Genomic DNA, 19,072 nt, shown 5'->3' on the forward strand with positions numbered 1-19,072 from the left:
GATTTTTTATAATAAGTAGAAAGAAATAAAAGGAAAAATACCTTATGAAAAAAGATACAATTCAAAAATATTCATTACGTAAATATAAAGGGATTGGTGCAGCATCAGTTTTATTAGGGATGATGATTGTTGGAGCTAGTCCGGTATTGGCTGAAGAAACTGCAAATACAGCTAATGAAACTACAGTAACACCTGCAAAAGATAATGTGAAAATGGAAACATTGAGTAATGGTATGGGTAGTTATACAATGCCAAAAATGCATGTGTTTGACGGTTTGAATTATCATGCAACGGGGACAGAAGATGGATATGAAAGAAATCATCGCGAGAATGAAGGTAGAGCCAAATATAATTTAGACAGAGTTGAAAAGGAAACTATAAAAAAACAAGGAGAAGATAACTTTAAGGATTCAAAAATTTCTTATGTCACAAAAGAAGGCGAAGTGCTGAAAGAAGAATCTGATGTAGAAATTCCTGTTGGTGATAAACACCTTTCTAGTACTACTATGGATTATAAAATTCGTGGACTTTTTGGCAAACGTTATGAAGGAAATGTAGCAAATTTAACTAATGATGTTTTAAGTAAAATCAAAGAAGCTGATAAAGTTTTAGCAAAGAACGGAGAAAAATATCATAAGATTGATACAGAAGTAGATAAACATGAGGGGACTACTAAGGAAACAACTTTCAATGATATTACAGTACCTGCAAATCCTGGAAACTTGCATAATGAAGATGGAAGTATTCGCTATAACAATATTAAAGAAGGTAGTCGAGTTTGGTTAGTTTCTGAAACTGATGAAGGAAAATATGGGAAGTATGTTTTAGCCACAAAACCAACTACAGCCAATGATTCTTGGGCTGTTGAAACATTTAAACAAGGTGAAAATGATGCTAAAGATTTTACAAAAGAAAATATAACAACTGATGGTGGAATTAAGGAAGGAGATACTATATTAGTTGTTGAAAAAAATGAGGTAGCATTAAAAGAATCTGTTTCTACAGCAACGGAACAAGAAGCGTATACGGCGGGTGCATTTTTTAATGAGAAAGCATTAGAGGAAGGCTTAAATAATCTTTTAGATGAGAGATTAAGAGATTTAAAAGACGAAGATGTCACTAACTCTGAAAAAGAAAAGACATGGGAAGAAATCTATAAGGTTACATTAACAAATAAAAATGCAGTAGATAATAAGAATCGTCCTACTTATTCTGTACATCAGGAGTTTAATGGTTATATAAGAGAAAACGGAAAGTTTGTAAAATATAACGATGTGACAGAATATATAACTAAGCTAAAAGAAATGTTTGGCGAAAAAGAAATTACAGTAGGATGGAAAAATTCTCGAGATAAAGTAGAACCAAAATTTGTTGGAAATATTGAAGAGTTTAAAGACACTGCTAACTACGAGAGTGAAAAAGCAAATGTCACGAAGTTTAAAGAGGCTCATAAAGCAATTCAGTATGTCAACCAAGTTCCAACAAATGCAAATTTTGTAAAAAATGTGTTTGAAGTAAATGTAGATTTTAAACTAGGAGATAAGAGTACAGATTCTTATTATCCTAGTGAAGATCATGATTCTAATCAACCAGAAAAAACTTATTTAGCTTATAGATTTGGCTATTTTGGTTCGAAATATTATAGTGAAGATACTAGATATCAATATGGATTAGGCCAATTATATAAAGAATATGAAAAAGATGGAGTTCGATATAGAATTGCCGCACCTACGAAATATGAACAACATGCGTCAATATCTGAGCCTATTTATAGTGAAATTCATTATTACGACTTATACCAACCAACCCGTGCTTACCATATTAGTGATCAACTAACTAATGTTAAAAACACCTACGCTAAGGAAGAAACAGAAACTACTGAGAGTAAAGGTAGTGTCATTGTTAAGTATGAATTAGCGGATGGAACTTCTATTAAAGAAAGTACAGATGTTGTTAAAGATGCAGTGATATCTTCTACAGAAACTAAATATTACTTAAATAAGGATAATCAAAAAGTAGTAGTAGGAACACCAACGACAACAAACAAAGAGGTTTCATATGATGCTACAACGGTAAAACTACAAGAAATAACCAAAGATGGTAAAAAATATAAACTAGTAGGACTGAAAACAGGCTCTTCTACAGAAACAGGGAAAGTTGTTTCAGGAACTACTGAAATTATCTATGTCTATAAACTAGCAACTGGTGGAAATGTATTTGAGAAATACATGTTAGAAGGGACAACTACTGAAATAGCAGCAGGAAAACTACTAACACAAGATGCTTCTATAGGAGATGAATATACGTCTACTGCTCCTAAAGTGGGAACAATACTTCAAAAAGATGGTAAGTCTTATTTTTACAAAGGACATCGTGCTACATCAGCGTCAGAAACGGGTACAGTTGATGAAAATGAAAAAACGGTTATTTATGACTTTGTAGAATATTTTAGTGAAAAAGGTGAACCAGAAGTACAGCCGGCATTACCAGAAGGAGTCGTAAGTGAGAAGGGTGAACCAGAAGTACGACCAGCATTACCAGAAGGAGTTGTAAGTGAGAAGGGTGAACCAGAAGTACAGCCAGCGTTGCCAGAAGGAGTTGTAAGCGAAAAGGGCGAACCAGAAATACAACCAGCGTTGCCAGAAGGAGTTGTAAGTGAAAAAGGTGACCCAGCGGTTCATTCTGTAGCTCCATTATTGATTACTCGCCATATTATTATTGAATCGAATGAAGAACTCGTTCCAATTCAAATTGGTAAATTGGCTCCTAAATCTGATATCATATCGAAAAATGGTAAGAAATATCGATATACAATGACCTATGAAAAAGATGGTATTGTTACTCATTTATATACTGAGTTAATAGGTGGTGATGTAACGAAACCACAGGATCAAGAATACCTTCAGTCAAATTCTGTTAAGATTGATGAACCTACAAAACAAGAAGGTTCTCATCAAGATGAAGCGGTGGCCCAAAAAGAGAACAAGTCATCTCATGGGGAACACTCAGAATATGGGGAAGAGTTACCTCAAACAGGACAAGCTGAACTTCCAAACACAGGTACAGAAGCTAACGCTAGCCTAGCAGCACTTGGACTTTTAGGTGTCTTGAGTGGATTTGGATTTCTTGCTCGCAAGAAAAAAGAAGACTAATTCAAATTAGATTTTCTGACAAGAATAAGGAGTAGGATATCATATCCGCTCCTTTTCTGTTGAAGTTGAGATGAGAGTCATCTTAGAGCTGGTTAAAAATTTTCAATGGTTTGATTATCAATTCTCTGTATATTTTTCTCGTTCTAATCCCATATAGACAAGATGCAGAATCATAATCTATAAGTTGTCTGGCTTGACTTTCTTGATGGAAGTCATATAATAATTGTAACTATTATAATTACAACAAAAGGAGGGGTGCTTATGACCTATGAATACCAGAGCCACATTTATTTAGCAGAGGCAGTTTTAAATATAAAGGATTTAGCGAGTCAAACAGCCTTTTATCAGCAGATTATTGGTTTAGAAATCTTATCTCAGACTGAGACAGAGGTCGTTCTAGGCCTTGGAGGAAAAGCCTTGGTACACTTGATTCAAGCACAAGAGAGCGGAGAAGTAAGGGAACATTATGGTCTTTACCATCTGGCTATTCTCTTGCCGACACGAAAGGCTTTGGCGGATGTCTTGAAATACCTAACAGATTTACAGATCCCTCTTGTCGGCGGTGCAGATCACGGTTATAGTGAGGCTCTTTACTTGGAAGATTTGGAGGGAAATGGCATTGAACTCTATCGAGATAAGCCAGTTTCCACATGGGATATTCGAGAAGACGGTCGTATTATAGGGGTCACTGAGGCCCTTGCGGCGCAGGATATCTATGAGTTGGGGGAAAGAGTAGAGCCCTTTATCCTAGCAGAAGGCACGAGAATGGGGCATATTCATCTTTCCGTCAAGGATGGTCGAAAGTCCAGCCAGTTTTATCAAAAGGTGTTAGGGCTAGAGGATAAATTCAGTGTGCCTAGTGTCAGTTGGATTGCAGCTGGGGACTACCATCATCATTTGGCAGTCAATGAATGGGGAGGAAAAGGTTTGGCTTCGCGTAAGCAAGGTATACCAGGTTTAGCCTATTATGTTATTGAGGTAGCTCGTAAAGAAGAACTGTTAACGATTGCGCAACGAGCACAAGAAGTTGATGCACCAATCAAGTGGCTGACATCGAGCCAGTTGGAAATCACAGACCCAGACAGAATTGTGACTCGTATCCGCTTAGACAGGATGTGATGATAATCAGAACATCAATTGTAGAAAGTGCTCCTTATCCTAGTCAGATACGGGGAAAATTTGATATGATAGTAGAGAATAAGGAGAAGAATACAATGACCAGTGAATATCAGAAAATGATAGCGGGAGAGGTTTACCGTCCATCGGACCCAGAATTGCGGTCCTTGGCTCAGGCTTCTCGCCAAAAACAGTCTGCCTTTAACAAGGAAGAAGATCCCTTGAAGGGAGTCGAAATCATCAAGGCTTGGTTTGGGTCAACCGGACAAAATCTTTATGTTAATCCACGCCTGGTGGTCGATTATGGGGTCAATATCCATCTAGGGGAAAATTTTTATTCTAATTGGAACTTGACCATGCTGGATGTTTGTCCGATTCGCATCGGGGACAATGCTATGATTGGTCCCAACTGTCAGTTCTTGACTCCCCTCCATCCACTGGACCCGCAGGATCGTAATTCAGGTGTGGAATACGGCAAGCCCATTACCATCGGAGACAATTTCTGGGCTGGAGGTGGTGTCATTGTCCTTCCTGGAGTAACACTGGGGAATAATGTTGTTGCTGGAGCAGGGGCTGTAATCACCAAGTCCTTCGGCGACAACGTTGTCCTAGCTGGTAATCCTGCGCGTGTGATTAAGGAGATACCTGTGAAATAGAAGTAAAAATGAACAGCGGGGGTTGTTTCTTTTTTTGTAGGTTTCATCATCTTTTACCCAGCCCACATTTACCTACTCTATATCTTAGCAAGTCTGCTTCATTAAGCAATTGCAAAGCATCTTGTAAGTGGGATACTTTTTTCTCCTTAGCTTCCTCCTTGACACTTCGTCAGCTTTTGATACAATAGTACAAAATTACAGGAGGTGGGCGATGATTCAGAAACATGCGATTCCCATTTTAGAGTTTGACGACAATCCTCAGGCGGTCATCATGCCCAATCACGAGGGGCTGGATTTGCACTTGCCCAAGAAGTGTGTCTATGCTTTTTTAGGTGAGGAGATTGACCGCTATGCGAGGGAAGTAGGGGCGGACTGTGTCGGCGAATTTGTTTCTGCCACCAAGACCTATCCAATCTACGTCATTAACTACAAGGGCGTGGAAATCTGTCTGGCTCAGGCTCCTGTGGGCTCAGCTCCAGCAGCCCAGTTTATGGATTGGTTGATTGGCTATGGTGTGGAGCAGATTATTTCCACCGGAACCTGTGGTGTGCTAGCTGATATAGAGGAAAATGCCTTTCTCGTCCCTGTTCGCGCTCTACGAGACGAGGGAGCTAGTTATCACTATGTGGCACCTTCTCGTTATATGGAAATTCAGCCAGAGGCTATTGCTGCTATTGAGCGAGTGTTGGAAGCCAAAGGGATTCCCTATGAAGAAGTCATGGCCTGGACGACAGACGGTTTTTACCGAGAAACGGCTGAAAAGGTGGCTTATCGCAAGGAAGAAGGCTGTACTGTTGTGGAGATGGAGTGTTCTGCGCTTGCGGCAGTAGCCCAACTGCGTGGGGTTCTCTGGGGAGAATTGTTGTTCACAGCTGATTCCTTAGCAGACTTGGACCAGTACGATAGTCGTGACTGGGGTTCAGAAGCTTTCGAGAAGGCATTGGAACTCTGTCTTGAGATAGCCTCTCAGTTCTAGCTCTTCTCCTTCTTTTTATGGTACAATGGATGTATGTTATTCAAATTATTTGTGAAAAAAATTGAAAGGGCCTTGGGTGGACTTTCGCCAGCTCGTCGGATTTTTTTAAGTTTCGCTGGAGTTATTTTTATAGGCTCTCTTCTTTTGAGTTTGCCTTTTGTTCAGGCGAGTAGTTCGCAGGCCACTTATTTTGACCATCTCTTTACGACGGTGTCCATGGTCTGTGTGACTGGCCTTTTTACGCAACCAGTGGCTACGACCTATAATGTCTGGGGTCAGTTGATTTGTATGCTATTGATACAGATTGGTGGTCTGGGGCTCATGACCTTTATCGGGGTCTTTTATATTCAGGGGAAGCAAAAGCTTAGTTTTCGCAGTCGTGAAACCATACAGGAGAGTTTTAGTTATGGGGAAAGTAAGTCTTTGAAGTCTTTTATGCGTTCCATCTTTTTGACGACTTTTCTGGTAGAGGGTTTGGGAGCTTTTCTTCTTAGTTTCCGTTTTATTCCTGAGTTCGGCTGGGGACGAGGTATTTTCACCTCTATCTTTTTAGCCATTTCAGCCTTTTGTAATGCTGGTTTTGATAATTTCGGCAGTAGCAGTTTAGTGGCTTTTCAGACGGATCCCTTGATCAATTTGATCATTGCTGGCTTGATTATCACGGGTGGTCTTGGATTTATGGTCTGGTTTGACTTAGCAACCCAGTTTAACAAGAAGAAAAAACGCCGTCTACGTTTCCACACCAAACTAGTTCTTTTCTTGACTGCAGGGATTTTGCTATTTGGGACAGTATCTACACTCTTTACGGAGTGGTACAATCCAGGAACCATTGGCAATCTCAGTGTTCCAGAGAAAGTGCTGGTTAGTTTTTTCCAAACTGTAAGCATGAGAACAGCTGGTTTTGCTTCTATTGATTACACCCAAGCTCGGCCTGTGACCTTGTTTATCTATATCCTACAGATGTTTCTGGGTGGAGCGCCTGGAGGGACGGCTGGGGGGCTCAAGATTACGACTTTCTTTGTCTTATTGGTCTTTGCGCGTAGTGAATTGCTAGGCTTGCCTCATGCCAATGTTGCGCAGAGAACCATTGAGGCTCGAACAGTCCAAAAGTCCTTTAGTGTCTTCATTATCTTTTTGATGACCTTCTTGTTGGGCTTGATGTTGTTGGGAATTACAGCAGAAGGAACACCGCGATTTATCTACCTCATGTTTGAGACCATTTCAGCTCTTGCGACAGTTGGGGTAACGGCAAATCTGACGCCAGAATTGGGCAAGCTAGCTCTTAGCATTGTCATGGTGCTCATGTTTATTGGCCGTATCGGTCCCCTGACCTTGCTGGTTAGTCTAGCGGACTACCAGCCTGATAAGAAAGATTTGATTCAGTATATGAAAGCAGATATTAGTATTGGATAAGAAAGGAAGAATGATGTCAGATCGTACGATTGGAATTTTAGGTTTGGGGATTTTCGGGAGTAGTGTCCTGACAGCCCTTGCCAAGCAAGATATGAATATTATTGCCATTGACGACCACGCTGAGCGTATCAATCAATTTGAGCCAGTTTTGGCGCGTGGAGTTGTTGGCGATATTACAGATGAGGAACTCCTCAGAACTGCAGGAATTGATACCTGTGATACGGTTGTAGTGGCAACAGGGGAAAATCTAGAGTCGAGTGTGCTTGCAGTTATGCATTGTAAGAGTCTAGGGGTACCAAGGGTTATTGCCAAGGTCAAAAGCCAGACAGCCAAGAAGGTGCTAGAAAAAATCGGTGCTGACTCGGTGATTTCACCTGAGTATGAAATGGGGCAGTCTCTAGCGCAGACCATTCTCTTTCATAACAATGTTGACGTCTTTCAGCTGGATAAAAATGTGTCTATTGTTGAGATGAAAATTCCTAGTGTCTGGGCAGGCCAAAGCCTGAGCCAGTTAGACCTACGTGGCAAATATAACCTCAATGTCCTAGGATTTCGTGAACAAGAAAATTCACCCTTGGATGTCCAGTTTGGCCCTAATGATCTCTTGAGGGCAGATGCCTATATCTTGGCGGTCATTAACAACCAGTATCTAGACGACTTGGCAGAATTAAATTCGTAAAAATTAATATAAGTATTTTATAAGAGGGATTTAAGAAAAATTTTAACTTTTTCTTAATCCTTTTTAATTTTAGGAGATTATACTAGAGTCATCAAATAAAGAAAAACTCTAAGGAGAATCTTATGAAATTCAATCCAAATCAAAGATATACTCGTTGGTCTATTCGCCGTCTTAGTGTCGGTGTTGCCTCAGTTGTTGTAGCCAGTGGCTTCTTTGTCCTAGTTGGTCAGCCAAGTTCTGTACGTGCCGATGTGGTCAATCAAACCCCTGCTCAAGTAGTGCCAGACGCACCTTCGGTGAGTGAAAAGAGTGACTTACCAGTAGAAGTTTTCAAAGAAGCAGTCGATACAGCTCTCCCTTCAGAACAGGTAGACTCAACACCTAAAGCAAGCTTGGATGCTACAAGCTCTCCAGAAAAAGTGAATGTAGCTGATAAAGACCAAGTGGTAGCGCCAAAAGAAGAAGTTCAAGCAAAACCAGAATCTAAGAAAGAAACAGAAGATGCGCTTAAACCTGTGACAAATCCTGCGCCTACAGTTTCTGGACAAGACCGTGAAGCAAGTGAAGCTCAACCAGCAACTACTCCAGCTGAAGTGCAAAAAGGCGTAGCCGACAACACCAAAGATACAGTAGACGTCCCAGCTACTTACTTGGATAAAGCTAACTTCCCTGGTCCATTCACAGCTGGTGTCAACCAAGTTATTCCTTACGAGTTCTTCGCCGGTGACGGTATGTTAACTCGTCTTATCTTGAAAGCTTCTGATAAAGCCCCATGGTCAGACAACGGTTCAGCTAAAAATCCGGCTCTTCCACCAGTAGAAAAATTGGGCAAAGGTCTCTACTTCTACGAAGTGGACTTGGCCGGTACCCAAGGTAAGTCAGATAAGGATCTTCTTGACCTCTTGAAACAAAATGGCACTCAAAGCTATAAAGCAACTATCAAAGTGTACGGTGCTAAAGATGGTAAGGCTGATTTGACTAATCTCGTAGCAACTAAGGATTTGGATGTCAATTTGAATGGCTTAACCACTCCAGCTGAAGTCCAAAAAGGCGTAGCTGATAATACTAAAGACACAGTGGATGTTCCAGCAACTTACTTGGATAAAGCCAATTTCCCAGGCCCATTCACAGCCGGTGTTAACCAAGTCATTCCATATGAATTCTTCGCTGGTGATGGTATGTTGACTCGCCTTATCTTGAAAGCATCCGACAAAGCTCCATGGTCAGACAACGGTTCAGCTAAAAACCCCGCTCTTCCACCAGTGGAAAAATTGGGCAAAGGCCTTTACTTCTACGAAGTAGACTTGGCAGGTACCCAAGGTAAATCTGATAAAGAGCTTCTAGACCTCTTGAAACAAAACGGCACTCAAAGTTATAAAGCTACTATCAAAGTGTACGGTGCGAAGGACGGCAAGGCCGATTTGACTAATCTCGTAGCGACAAAAGATTTGGATGTCAACTTGAACGGCTTAACTACTCCAGCTGAAGTGCAAAAAGGTGTGGCCGACAATACTAAAGACACAGTAGATGTGCCAGCTACTTACTTGGATAAAGCGAACTTCCCTGGTCCATTCACAGCTGGTGTCAACCAAGTCATTCCATACGAATTCTTCGCTGGTGACGGTATGTTAACTCGCCTTATCTTGAAAGCCTCAGACAAGGCTCCGTGGTCAGACAATGGTTCAGCTAAAAATCCAGCCCTTCCACCAGTAGAAAAATTAGGCAAAGGTCTCTACTTCTATGAAGTAGATTTGGCAGGAACTCAAGGAAAATCAGACAAAGATTTGCTTGACCTCTTGAAACAAAACGGCACTCAAAGCTACAAGGCAACTATCAAGGTATACGGTGCCAAAGATGGCAAGGCTGATTTGACTAATCTCGTAGCAACAAAAGATTTGACAGTGAACTTGAATGGACATCAGTCTATTATTCCTATGCAGTCAGGCTCCGCCCCATCTTCTAATGGTTCAGCCATGTCGGCTCCAATGATGAATAGTCATCAAGATGCGTCTAGGATGAACGCTCAAATGCCAGCTGCTAGTCAGGATAAGATGATGCCTAACAAAGAGCAGGACAAAACCATGAATGCTAGCCAGCCTATGGCAACACCAGGCATGAAACAAGATCAAGATCAAGTTCCAGCAGCCTCAAGCAAAATGTCTGATGAAGGCAAGATGGCATCTAATAACAAGGTATCAAGTCCGATGATGGCTGCCCAAATGAAAGACCAAAAAGATATGCTTCCATATACTGGTGAAGCCCAAACATCAATGGCTACTCTTGGATTCTTTGGATTAGCTTTGGCCGGACTTCTAGGTGGACTCGGTTTGAAAGCTAAAAAAGAAGAAAATGACTAGTCTAGCTACAGACTTTCTATCTAGGATATGAAAAATCCAGATATCGTTTAGAATGTTCGTAAAGAGATAAAAATAGTGTTATACTATTGTGGTATAGCACTGTTTTTTTCAAAGGAGAGACAGATGGGAAAGACAATTTTACTCGTGGATGACGAGGTAGAAATCACAGATATTCATCAACGTTATCTGGTTCAGGCAGGATACCAAGTACTGGTGGCCCATGATGGAGTGGAGGCCTTGGAAATCTTCAAGCGAAAAGCGATTGATTTGATTATTACAGATATCATGATGCCTCGGATGGATGGTTATGATTTGATTAGCGAAGTTCAGTATCAATCTCCGGATCAGCCTTTTCTCTTTATCACGGCTAAGACAAGCGAGCAGGACAAGATTTACGGCCTGAGCTTGGGGGCAGATGACTTCATTGCCAAGCCCTTTAGCCCTCGTGAGTTGGTTTTGCGTGTCCACAATATCTTGCGTCGCCTTCATCGTGGAGGTGAGACAGAAGTCGTCAGTCTCGGGGATTTACGGATGAATCACGGTAGCCATGAGGTCCAAGTCGGAGATGTGGCGCTTGAATTGACTGTCAAATCCTTCGAACTTCTATGGCTTTTAGCCAGCAATCCAGAGCGGGTTTTCTCTAAGACAGACCTCTATGAAAAGGTCTGGCAGGAAGACTATGTGGATGACACTAATACCTTGAATGTTCATATTCATGCTCTTCGACAGGAGTTGGCTAAACATGCCAGCGCAGAAACGCCTACTATAAAAACTGTCTGGGGTTTGGGATACAAAATTGAGAAAGCACGAGGTAGTCAATGAAATTAAAAAGTTATATTTTAGTGGGGTATATCATTTCAACACTTCTAACGATTATCGTGGTTTTTTGGGCTGTTCAAAAAATGCTGATTGAGAAAAGCGAGATTTACTTTTTGCTTGGAATGACCATCGTTGCCAGCCTTGTCGGTGCTGGGATTAGTCTCTTTCTCCTGTCGCCGGTATTTACGTCGTTGGGCAAACTCAAGGAACATGCCAAGCGGGTAGCGGACAAGGATTTTCCTTCAAATCTGGAGGTTCAAGGTCCTGTAGAATTTCAACAATTAGGGCAAGCTTTCAATGAAATGTCCCATGATTTGCAGGCCACCTTTGATTCCTTGGAAGAAAGCGAACGAGAAAAGGGCTTGATGATTGCCCAGCTATCGCATGATATCAAGACCCCCATCACTTCGATCCAAGCGACGGTAGAAGGGATTTTGGATGGGGTTATCAAGGAAGGAGAACAGGAGCATTATCTAGCAACTATTGGGCGTCAGACGGAAAGACTCAATAAACTGGTTGAAGAGTTGAATTTTTTGACTCTAAATACAGCTAGAAATCAGGTGGAAACGACCAGCAAGGACAGTATTTTTTTGGACCAGCTCTTGATTGAGTGCATGAGTGAATTTCAATTCTTGATTGAGCAGGAGGAACGAGATGTCCATTTGCAGGTAATTCCAGAGTCTGCCCGGATTGAAGGAGATTATGCCAAGCTTTCTCGCATCTTGGTGAATCTGGTCAATAACGCTTTTAAATATTCTGCTCCAGGAACCAAGCTGGAAGTGGTGGCTAAGCTGGAGCAGAACCAGCTTTCAATCAGTGTGACCGATGAGGGACAGGGCATTGCCCCAGAGGATTTGGAGAATATTTTCAAACGCCTTTATCGTGTAGAAACTTCGCGTAATATGAAAACAGGTGGTCATGGATTAGGACTTGCGATTGCGCGTGAATTGGCCCATCAATTGGGTGGAGAAATCACAGTTACCAGCCAGTACGGCCTCGGAAGCACCTTTACCCTCCTTCTTAACCTCTCTGGTAATGAAAATAAAGCTTAAAAACCCTTTACAAATCTAGCCATTCATGGTAAAATGGATTTTGTGTGAAATATCAGCAGGAAAGCATGAAGCTCGTCAACAGGTGTCTTATGATAAGTAACCTTGGCTGTTTAGGCGAAGGGCATCTGCACGAATCAGGGCTTTCTAAGTGACTATTTCCACCGAAATATTATTTATATCAGGAGGACATACACATGTCACGTTATACAGGACCATCTTGGAAACAAGCTCGTCGCCTTGGCCTTTCACTTACAGGTACAGGTAAAGAATTGGCACGTCGTAACTACGTACCAGGACAACACGGACCAAACAACCGTTCTAAATTGTCAGAATACGGTTTGCAATTGGCTGAAAAACAAAAACTTCGTTTCACTTACGGTGTAGGTGAAAAACAATTCCGTAACTTGTTCGTACAAGCTACAAAAATCAAAGGTGGAATCCTAGGTTTCAACTTCATGCTTCTTTTGGAACGTCGTTTGGATAACGTTGTTTACCGTCTTGGTCTTGCGACTACTCGTCGTCAAGCTCGTCAATTCGTAAACCACGGTCACATCCTTGTTGACGGAAAACGCGTTGATATCCCATCATACCGCGTAACTCCAGGTCAAGTAATCTCAGTTCGTGAGAAATCATTGAAAGTTCCAGCTATCCTTGAAGCAGTAGAAGCTACTCTTGGACGTCCAGCATTCGTATCATTCGACGCTGAAAAATTGGAAGGTTCATTGACTCGTTTGCCAGAACGCGACGAAATCAACCCAGAAATCAACGAAGCACTTGTCGTTGAATTCTACAACAAAATGCTTTAATTTTAAGATATATCTTACAGAAAGCCTACAACAGTGGGCTTTTTGCTTTGTCTTAAAAGGTTGATTTCTGGGTTTGTCCCCCTTTCTGTCCCCCTTCACAAAGAACTAACAGCTTTCTCATAAAATGAGACGGCTTTAGACCTCCAATGTCCTGATAAATGTAGATGGACGAAAGTTTACAAGACAGATATTAGAGAGTTTAAATCAGAAAGTGTAAGGATAAATCTGTAAAGATGTAAATTCAATAATAAATATGATATAATCAAGATAATAAGGATAGAGGTTGAAAAGTATCCGCCTCCAACGCGCCACTTATAGTGGGTCGAGAAATGCGGGCGACATCCGGCGGTCCCGCCTATCCTTGCAAATAAATCAGCCCTTAGCTACGAATATAAGGGCTTTTTGCTTTGTCTTAAAAGCTTGATTTCTGGGTTTGTTTAGAGATTTGCTAGTAAGGTTATTTGTGTATCTAAGTCTATCTATGCCAAGAACTAAGCGATGTTAATGATATAAATCTGGTATGACATAATGTTTTGGCCCCCTCACTTTAAGGAAGGGAGGTGTTACATATGTTAGAAACTTTACTCACAGTGTTTCTAGCTCCGTTACTGATTAACGTGTTATCTGAGCTTTTCAAGTTATGGCTTAAGAAACGAAAAAAGTAATGGTTAACCCTTTTAGAGGGTAGCAAAAAACCCCATCGGTGGCACGGTGGGGTTTTTTAAGTTACATATGCTGTAACTTTACTCACATTGTAAGTTCATTCTAACACAACCCCTCCGACATTTCAAGCTTTTGTTTTGATATTCCTCAGAGTGTGTTTGTGGTTTGAGTTCGATTCACTGAAATTAGCCCACGCGCTACTAGCCTCCATTTTACAGCAAAGAAATCAACTCTTTTCTAGGGGATTTCCGCCCTCATTTTTGTCTTTTGTGCTAAAATAGACTTATAAATTGAAAATAAGGAATGTTTATGAAATCAGGTAATGGTTTTTGGAAAGGCTGTCTCTATTTTTGGGGCTTCTTGTTCTTATTGGGCCTTTTGGTTCAATATGCTCTTCCGCTTGCGGCTTGTGTCCTGCTAGGCTATGGTGGTTATCGCCTCTACAAACGCTTACGCTATCCTCTTTTGCAGGATCGTTCGCTCGATGATCGGATTGAGCTTTTAAAAGCTCGTATTCGTCAGGCGGACAAGGATATTCAGCAATTAGAGGGAACTTTAGTAGAAAAAGGCTCAGAGTCCTATAAGAGTTTGGCTAATCAAGTATTAATCGAACTGCGGGAAATCCATCAGGAGGCGGAACGTCTCAAGTCCTATATCGATGCTGATGTCTACAACCGTATTGACAAAAAGGTTCGTACAGTGAGGGCAACTATCGATGTTCAGCTAGAACGTTTGGATAGAGAAAGTCAGGTAGATCTTGAAAATGCGGAGCCAGAGGAATTAGCTCCAGAATTGTCCCAGACCTTGGCCAATATTGCCATTGATCATCAGGCTATTTTAGACAAGATTGCCACCTCTGCTGATGGTGATAAGGAAGAATTGACGGCCATTCATAGTTTGAAGATGGAGAAATTCCAAACGATTTTAGAAGGCTATTTAAAGATTAAGGCCAATCCGAAGAACTATAATCGAGCAGAAGAACGCTTGCAACAAGCTAAAGCAGCCATCGAACAATTTGACCTTGAGCTAGACCAAGTCTTGAGAGAACTCAATGAAACAGATATGCGTAATTTTGATATCAGTTTGCGTATTCTAGAAAAAGATCGTAAAGAATAGGTTAGAAACAAAGGAGTAACCATGACAGAATTTAATTTTGATATTGACCAGATTGCCAATAATACGGTAGCTAAGGTGGATAAAACAACCCAAATCATCGAGACAAATACTGGCTCAGACAAGACCTTGACCTTCCTTGAAAAGTTGAGCCCTGAGCAGCAAGAAGGAATCAAGGCGCACGTGCCCCAGTTAGTAGACCAGTTTGTCACCAATCAAAATGCTCTCTTAGATTTTGGACAGTCTGCTGTAGAAGGTGTGAACAATACGGTCAATCGTATCTTGTCAGAACAAAAGAAACTGCAGATTCCCCAAGTGGATGACTTACTCAAGAATACCAACCGTGAGTTGCAAGGCTTTGTAGTCAAATACAAGAACGCTGAAATTGCTGAGTTAGAAGAGAAGCCAAACTTTTTGCAACGATTGTTTAACAAGAGCAAGAATACCTTACAAGAATTTTACTTTGACTCAAAAACAGTGGAGCAAAAGCTTGATGGCATGGCTGCCGCAGTGGTCAAGCAAGAAGATGTGCTAGCTCGAAATATCGTCTCTGCTGAGATGTTGATTGAGGACAATACCAAATCCATTGAAAATCTAGTGGGAGTGATTTCCTTTATCGAAGCCAGCCAGACAGAAGCTGGCAAGCGCGCTGCCGAACTAAAGGCCCAAGTTGACCAACTCGATACAAGTACGGTAGAATACCAAACCAAGTCACAAGAATTGGCCCGCATGGCTGAAGTGGTTAATACCCTTGAACAACAACACACTGAGTATGTCAGCCGTCTCTATGTTGCCTGGGCAACAACACCTCAGATGCGTAATCTTGTGAAGGTGTCATCTGATATGCGCCAAAAATTGGGCATGCTTCGTCGCAATACGATTCCAACAATGAAGCTTTCCATTGCCCAACTGGGTATTTTGCAACAATCAATGAAATCAGGTGTCGTGGCAGATGCCATTGTCAATGCCAATAATGCTGCCCTTCAGATGCTAGCTGAAACCAGCAAGGAAGTGATTCCGCAGATGGAGAGAATTGCACAAAGCCCGACAGTCGCTGTCGAATCTGTTACCAAACTGGCTGAAAGTCTGGTTGCACAAAACCAAGGCATCGTCGCAGCTATTGAATTGGGACGCCAGAAACGTGCCCAACTAGAAACAACCATCGTCAAGTCCGCAGAAATGATCAACGATTCTGTCAAACTACGCGATGAAAAAATCGTCCAAGCCCTTCTAGACCAAGGAAAGGCCGCTCAGAAAGAAGTACAAGAATAATACACAAGTCCCCTGTAATGTAGATTTGCAGGGGATTTTGCTTGTTTTAGTAGAAGTTTGAAGGTCAGGGAATTATTGCTACAAGGATGTCTTCTTTATCGATGCCTCAAAAGAGTTTGAAAAAGGGAAAAATCAAAACAATATGACCGAAGACCATATTGCCAAGATTTTGGAGACTTATCAAAAACGCGAGAATGTCGAGAAGTTTGCCCATCTAGCCAGCTTTGAAGAGATTGTCGAAAATGACTACAACCTCAACATTCCGCGCTATGTCGATACCTTTGAGGAAGAACCCGTAGTTCCCCTCGCCGACCTCGCCGACCATCTCGCAGAGATTGATAAAGAGATTGGAGAGGTAGAAGCCAGACTCGCACACATGCGCAGCCAGCTAGTAGGCACAACACCAGAAGCCCAAGCAGAATTAACCGCCTATCTCGAAAAGTTGAATGAGATATAGAGACTTGTGAGAATACTCTGCTAAAAATTTAGAAAAATAAAATGACAGTAGAAAATCTATTGTCATTTTTTGTTATTGGTGACTACAACAAAGTTCATCCTTAAATGTTTGAAAGTTTACTTCTTTCTTCAATATCATTTTTAATACATTCTTCCAATACCTTTGCATCAACATAGATTACATTCCCAATCATTTTTGCAGGAATATTCATAGACAGTACTTGTAAAGAATATTTTTTAACGAGTGGTTCAAGTTTTGAGCCGTTTATATTGTTGTTAATGGCAGGGAAAATGATATCTTCCCATGAAAATGTGTAGTTATAGATTGTTTTGTTAAATCCAAGCTCTCTGACTTTAACCATATCATGTATGCGAATAAGTTTTACTAGTATATTAATACCATCAATATTCTTGGCTTTATAATTTTCACGTAAGTCTTTAAAAGAAGTATAGTTCTTGAAGGCAAGATAAGCCAGTAGAATAATTAAAATTAAAGGGATAATGCCTTTAGACGTTAGCAAGTCACTTATAGCTGTCAACTTAAAAGTAAGTATGAAGTTGATAACAACTGCGTACAAAATAGCTAGTAGTGGCAATTTTACAAATAAAAAAGATTTGTATTTTATGGAAGTAATGGTATTGCTTTCTTTAAATTTTATTTTCATAAATGTTTCTCCTTAAATATTATCAGTTGAAAGAATATAGAGAAAGACTATGTAATGTTAGTTTTATAATAAAACACCCCATCAGCTAGATATTTTGTCTAACTAATAGGGTGTAAGTCATGAAACGGAATGACCTATTACTTAACTTCTGTAAACACAACGTGTTTGCGAAGTTTTGGTGAGTATTTCTTCAATTGAAGACGGTCTGGAGTGTTACGTTTGTTTTTAGAAGTAAGGTACAAGCGTTCACCAGATTCTTTGTGTTCAAGTGTAATATTTACGCGCATGGTATCTCCCTTCTATTATTCAGCTGATGCAGCTTTAGCAATTTTACGTCCTTTGTAGTATCCTTTAAGTGATACACGGTGAGAACGTGAGTAATCTCCAGTAGTTTCGTCAAAGTTTACAGATGGAGCTGTTACTTTGTAGTGTGTACGACGTTTGTTTTTCTTCGCTTTTGAAGTGCGACGTGCAGGTACTGCCATTTTGATTTCTCCTTTAGGTATTTATATTCGATTCAATCTACTGATTTTCATCAACCATACTAGGATAACACATTTTTTTTGTAAAGTAAAGTTACTTGACAAAAAAAGATGAAAAAATTCTCCTGTCAGACCTAGCAGACAGGAGAAAGTGTTAAATATCAATCTCAAATGGTTCGTCAATGGTTTCTGATACGTATTTTCCGTCTTTTTTCCGTTGCTTGACACATTCTGTGAGGAGATACTCGATTTGCCCATTGACTGAACGAAAGTCGTCTTCTGCCCATGATGCGAGTGCAGCGTATAACTTTGTTGAGAGTCTAAGGGGGATCTGCTTTTTTTTAGCTTCAGCCATCTTTAGTAAAGACTTCCTGTGTTGACAATTGGTTGTGCATCATGATTGCCACAGAGAACGACTAGGAGATTTGAAACCATGGCAGCTTTTCGTTCTTCGTCAAGCTCGACCAATTCCCCTTCATTGAGTCGTTCTAGTGCCATTTCAACCATTCCTACAGCACCATCCACAATCATCTTACGGGCATCAATAATGGCAGATGCTTGTTGGCGTTGAAGCATGACAGCAGCAATTTCTGGAGCGTAAGCTAGGTAAGTAATACGTGCTTCAAGGATTTCCAAGCCAGCATCCTCAACACGACTTTGGATTTCCTCACGAATACGGTTAGCTACAATCTCACTAGAACCACGGAGACTACCTTCATCTGCTTGCCCGTCACCTGTAGTATCCACATTAGGAGAGACATCGTAAGGATAGATGCGGACAATATTTCGGAGGGCGCTATCACATTGCAATGAAAGATATTCTTTGTAGTTGTCCACATTGAAGACTGCTTTGGCTGTATCAACAACTCTCCAAGTTACCGCGATCCCGATTTCTACGGGATTTCCTAGACAATCATTGATTTTTTGGCGAGAATTGCTCAAGGTCATAACCTTGAGGGAAATCTGTTTTTTGCCAATTTCAAGATTTACATCATTGCCATTTGATGATTTCATTCCTGACAAAGGAGATTTTGTGCTAACATCACCACTTTGTCCCAGTCTAGTGTGATTTGCAGGGTTGACTGCTACGCTGAAGGGATTAACAAAGTAAAAACCAGGTTCTTTGATGGTACCTGTATAGTTACCAAAAAGGGTCAAAACCAGAGCTTCCTGAGGTTTGACAACTTTTAAACCAGCATGAGCTAGGCCTGCAATTAAGCTTAATAAAAGTCCGATAATAATTCCAAAAATGTTTTCCGAACCAACACCCATTATAAATATAAAGATACCGAGTACGAGCGCCAATTCAATGAGAATCAATGCGAATACACCATTTGGTTTTGAATTGATTAGTTTTTCAGTCATAAGAATGACCTCCTATTATTTGATATCTAA

General features: G+C 40.8%; 17 protein-coding genes and 1 pseudogene. 13 read left to right on the forward strand and 5 right to left on the reverse strand.

The window, feature by feature from the left end; all coding sequences use genetic code 11:
- Positions 1–44: 44 nt before the first annotated feature.
- The 13 genes and pseudogenes from D8837_RS09830 to D8837_RS01560 form a co-directional block, all read left to right on the forward strand.
- Complete coding sequence (locus D8837_RS09830) at positions 45–3,152, forward strand: LPXTG cell wall anchor domain-containing protein (RefSeq protein ID WP_125455970.1); 3,108 nt, start codon at positions 45–47, stop codon at positions 3,150–3,152.
- A gap of 261 nt (positions 3,153–3,413) precedes the next feature.
- A complete protein-coding gene (locus D8837_RS01505; RefSeq protein WP_125455971.1) occupies positions 3,414–4,271 on the forward strand; it encodes a VOC family protein in 858 nt (285 codons plus the stop codon).
- Positions 4,272–4,366: 95 nt separating this feature from the next.
- A complete protein-coding gene (locus D8837_RS01510) occupies positions 4,367–4,924 on the forward strand; it encodes a sugar O-acetyltransferase (RefSeq protein ID WP_125452735.1) in 558 nt (185 codons plus the stop codon).
- A gap of 211 nt (positions 4,925–5,135) precedes the next feature.
- On the forward strand, positions 5,136–5,900 hold the full coding sequence (locus D8837_RS01515; RefSeq protein ID WP_125455972.1) for a nucleoside phosphorylase: 765 nt from the start codon (positions 5,136–5,138) through the stop codon (positions 5,898–5,900).
- Between the two features lie 33 nt (positions 5,901–5,933).
- Positions 5,934–7,313 carry a TrkH family potassium uptake protein gene (locus tag D8837_RS01520; protein ID WP_125455973.1) on the forward strand — a complete coding sequence of 460 codons (1,380 nt, stop codon included), beginning with the start codon at positions 5,934–5,936 and terminating at the stop codon, positions 7,311–7,313.
- A 13-nt stretch (positions 7,314–7,326) separates the two neighbouring features.
- On the forward strand, positions 7,327–7,992 hold the full coding sequence (locus tag D8837_RS01525; RefSeq protein WP_001283910.1) for a potassium channel family protein: 666 nt from the start codon (positions 7,327–7,329) through the stop codon (positions 7,990–7,992).
- 122 nt (positions 7,993–8,114) lie between these two features.
- Positions 8,115–10,349 (forward strand): SSURE domain-containing protein, encoded by a 2,235-nt coding sequence (locus tag D8837_RS01530; protein WP_125455974.1) that lies wholly within the window; start codon positions 8,115–8,117, stop codon positions 10,347–10,349.
- Positions 10,350–10,472: 123 nt separating this feature from the next.
- Positions 10,473–11,171: a response regulator transcription factor gene (locus D8837_RS01535; protein ID WP_125455975.1), complete on the forward strand. Its 699-nt coding sequence runs from the start codon at positions 10,473–10,475 to the stop codon at positions 11,169–11,171.
- Positions 11,168–12,220: a HAMP domain-containing sensor histidine kinase gene (locus tag D8837_RS01540; protein ID WP_125455976.1), complete on the forward strand. Its 1,053-nt coding sequence runs from the start codon at positions 11,168–11,170 to the stop codon at positions 12,218–12,220. The genes D8837_RS01535 and D8837_RS01540 overlap by 4 nt, the downstream gene beginning before the upstream one ends.
- A gap of 194 nt (positions 12,221–12,414) precedes the next feature.
- Complete coding sequence (gene rpsD / locus D8837_RS01545) at positions 12,415–13,026, forward strand: 30S ribosomal protein S4 (protein WP_000092756.1); 612 nt, start codon at positions 12,415–12,417, stop codon at positions 13,024–13,026.
- A 972-nt stretch (positions 13,027–13,998) separates the two neighbouring features.
- On the forward strand, positions 13,999–14,805 hold the full coding sequence (locus D8837_RS01550; protein WP_125455977.1) for a hypothetical protein: 807 nt from the start codon (positions 13,999–14,001) through the stop codon (positions 14,803–14,805).
- Between the two features lie 21 nt (positions 14,806–14,826).
- Complete coding sequence (locus tag D8837_RS01555; RefSeq protein ID WP_000134329.1) at positions 14,827–16,074, forward strand: toxic anion resistance protein; 1,248 nt, start codon at positions 14,827–14,829, stop codon at positions 16,072–16,074.
- 70 nt (positions 16,075–16,144) lie between these two features.
- Positions 16,145–16,531, forward strand: a pseudogene (locus D8837_RS01560) (N-6 DNA methylase); the annotation flags it as partial.
- A gap of 100 nt (positions 16,532–16,631) precedes the next feature.
- Here the strand turns inward: D8837_RS01560 and D8837_RS01565 are convergent.
- The 5 genes from D8837_RS01565 to D8837_RS01585 form a co-directional block, all read right to left on the reverse strand.
- Complete coding sequence (locus D8837_RS01565) at positions 16,632–17,195, reverse strand: hypothetical protein (RefSeq protein WP_125455978.1); 564 nt, start codon at positions 17,193–17,195, stop codon at positions 16,632–16,634.
- 137 nt (positions 17,196–17,332) lie between these two features.
- A complete protein-coding gene (rpmG, locus tag D8837_RS01570; protein WP_001265622.1) occupies positions 17,333–17,482 on the reverse strand; it encodes a 50S ribosomal protein L33 in 150 nt (49 codons plus the stop codon).
- A gap of 15 nt (positions 17,483–17,497) precedes the next feature.
- Entirely contained in the window at positions 17,498–17,680 is a 183-nt protein-coding gene (rpmF, locus tag D8837_RS01575) for a 50S ribosomal protein L32 (protein ID WP_000290417.1), read from the reverse strand.
- A 151-nt stretch (positions 17,681–17,831) separates the two neighbouring features.
- Positions 17,832–18,032 (reverse strand): PTS ascorbate transporter subunit IIC, encoded by a 201-nt coding sequence (locus D8837_RS01580; RefSeq protein ID WP_000796544.1) that lies wholly within the window; start codon positions 18,030–18,032, stop codon positions 17,832–17,834.
- 2 nt (positions 18,033–18,034) lie between these two features.
- Positions 18,035–19,042 carry an SPFH domain-containing protein gene (locus D8837_RS01585; RefSeq protein WP_125455979.1) on the reverse strand — a complete coding sequence of 336 codons (1,008 nt, stop codon included), beginning with the start codon at positions 19,040–19,042 and terminating at the stop codon, positions 18,035–18,037.
- Between the last annotated feature and the right edge of the window lie 30 nt (positions 19,043–19,072).

Origin of the sequence: Streptococcus mitis (assembly GCF_003942965.1) — a bacterium.
GTDB lineage: Bacteria > Bacillota > Bacilli > Lactobacillales > Streptococcaceae > Streptococcus > Streptococcus mitis_BH.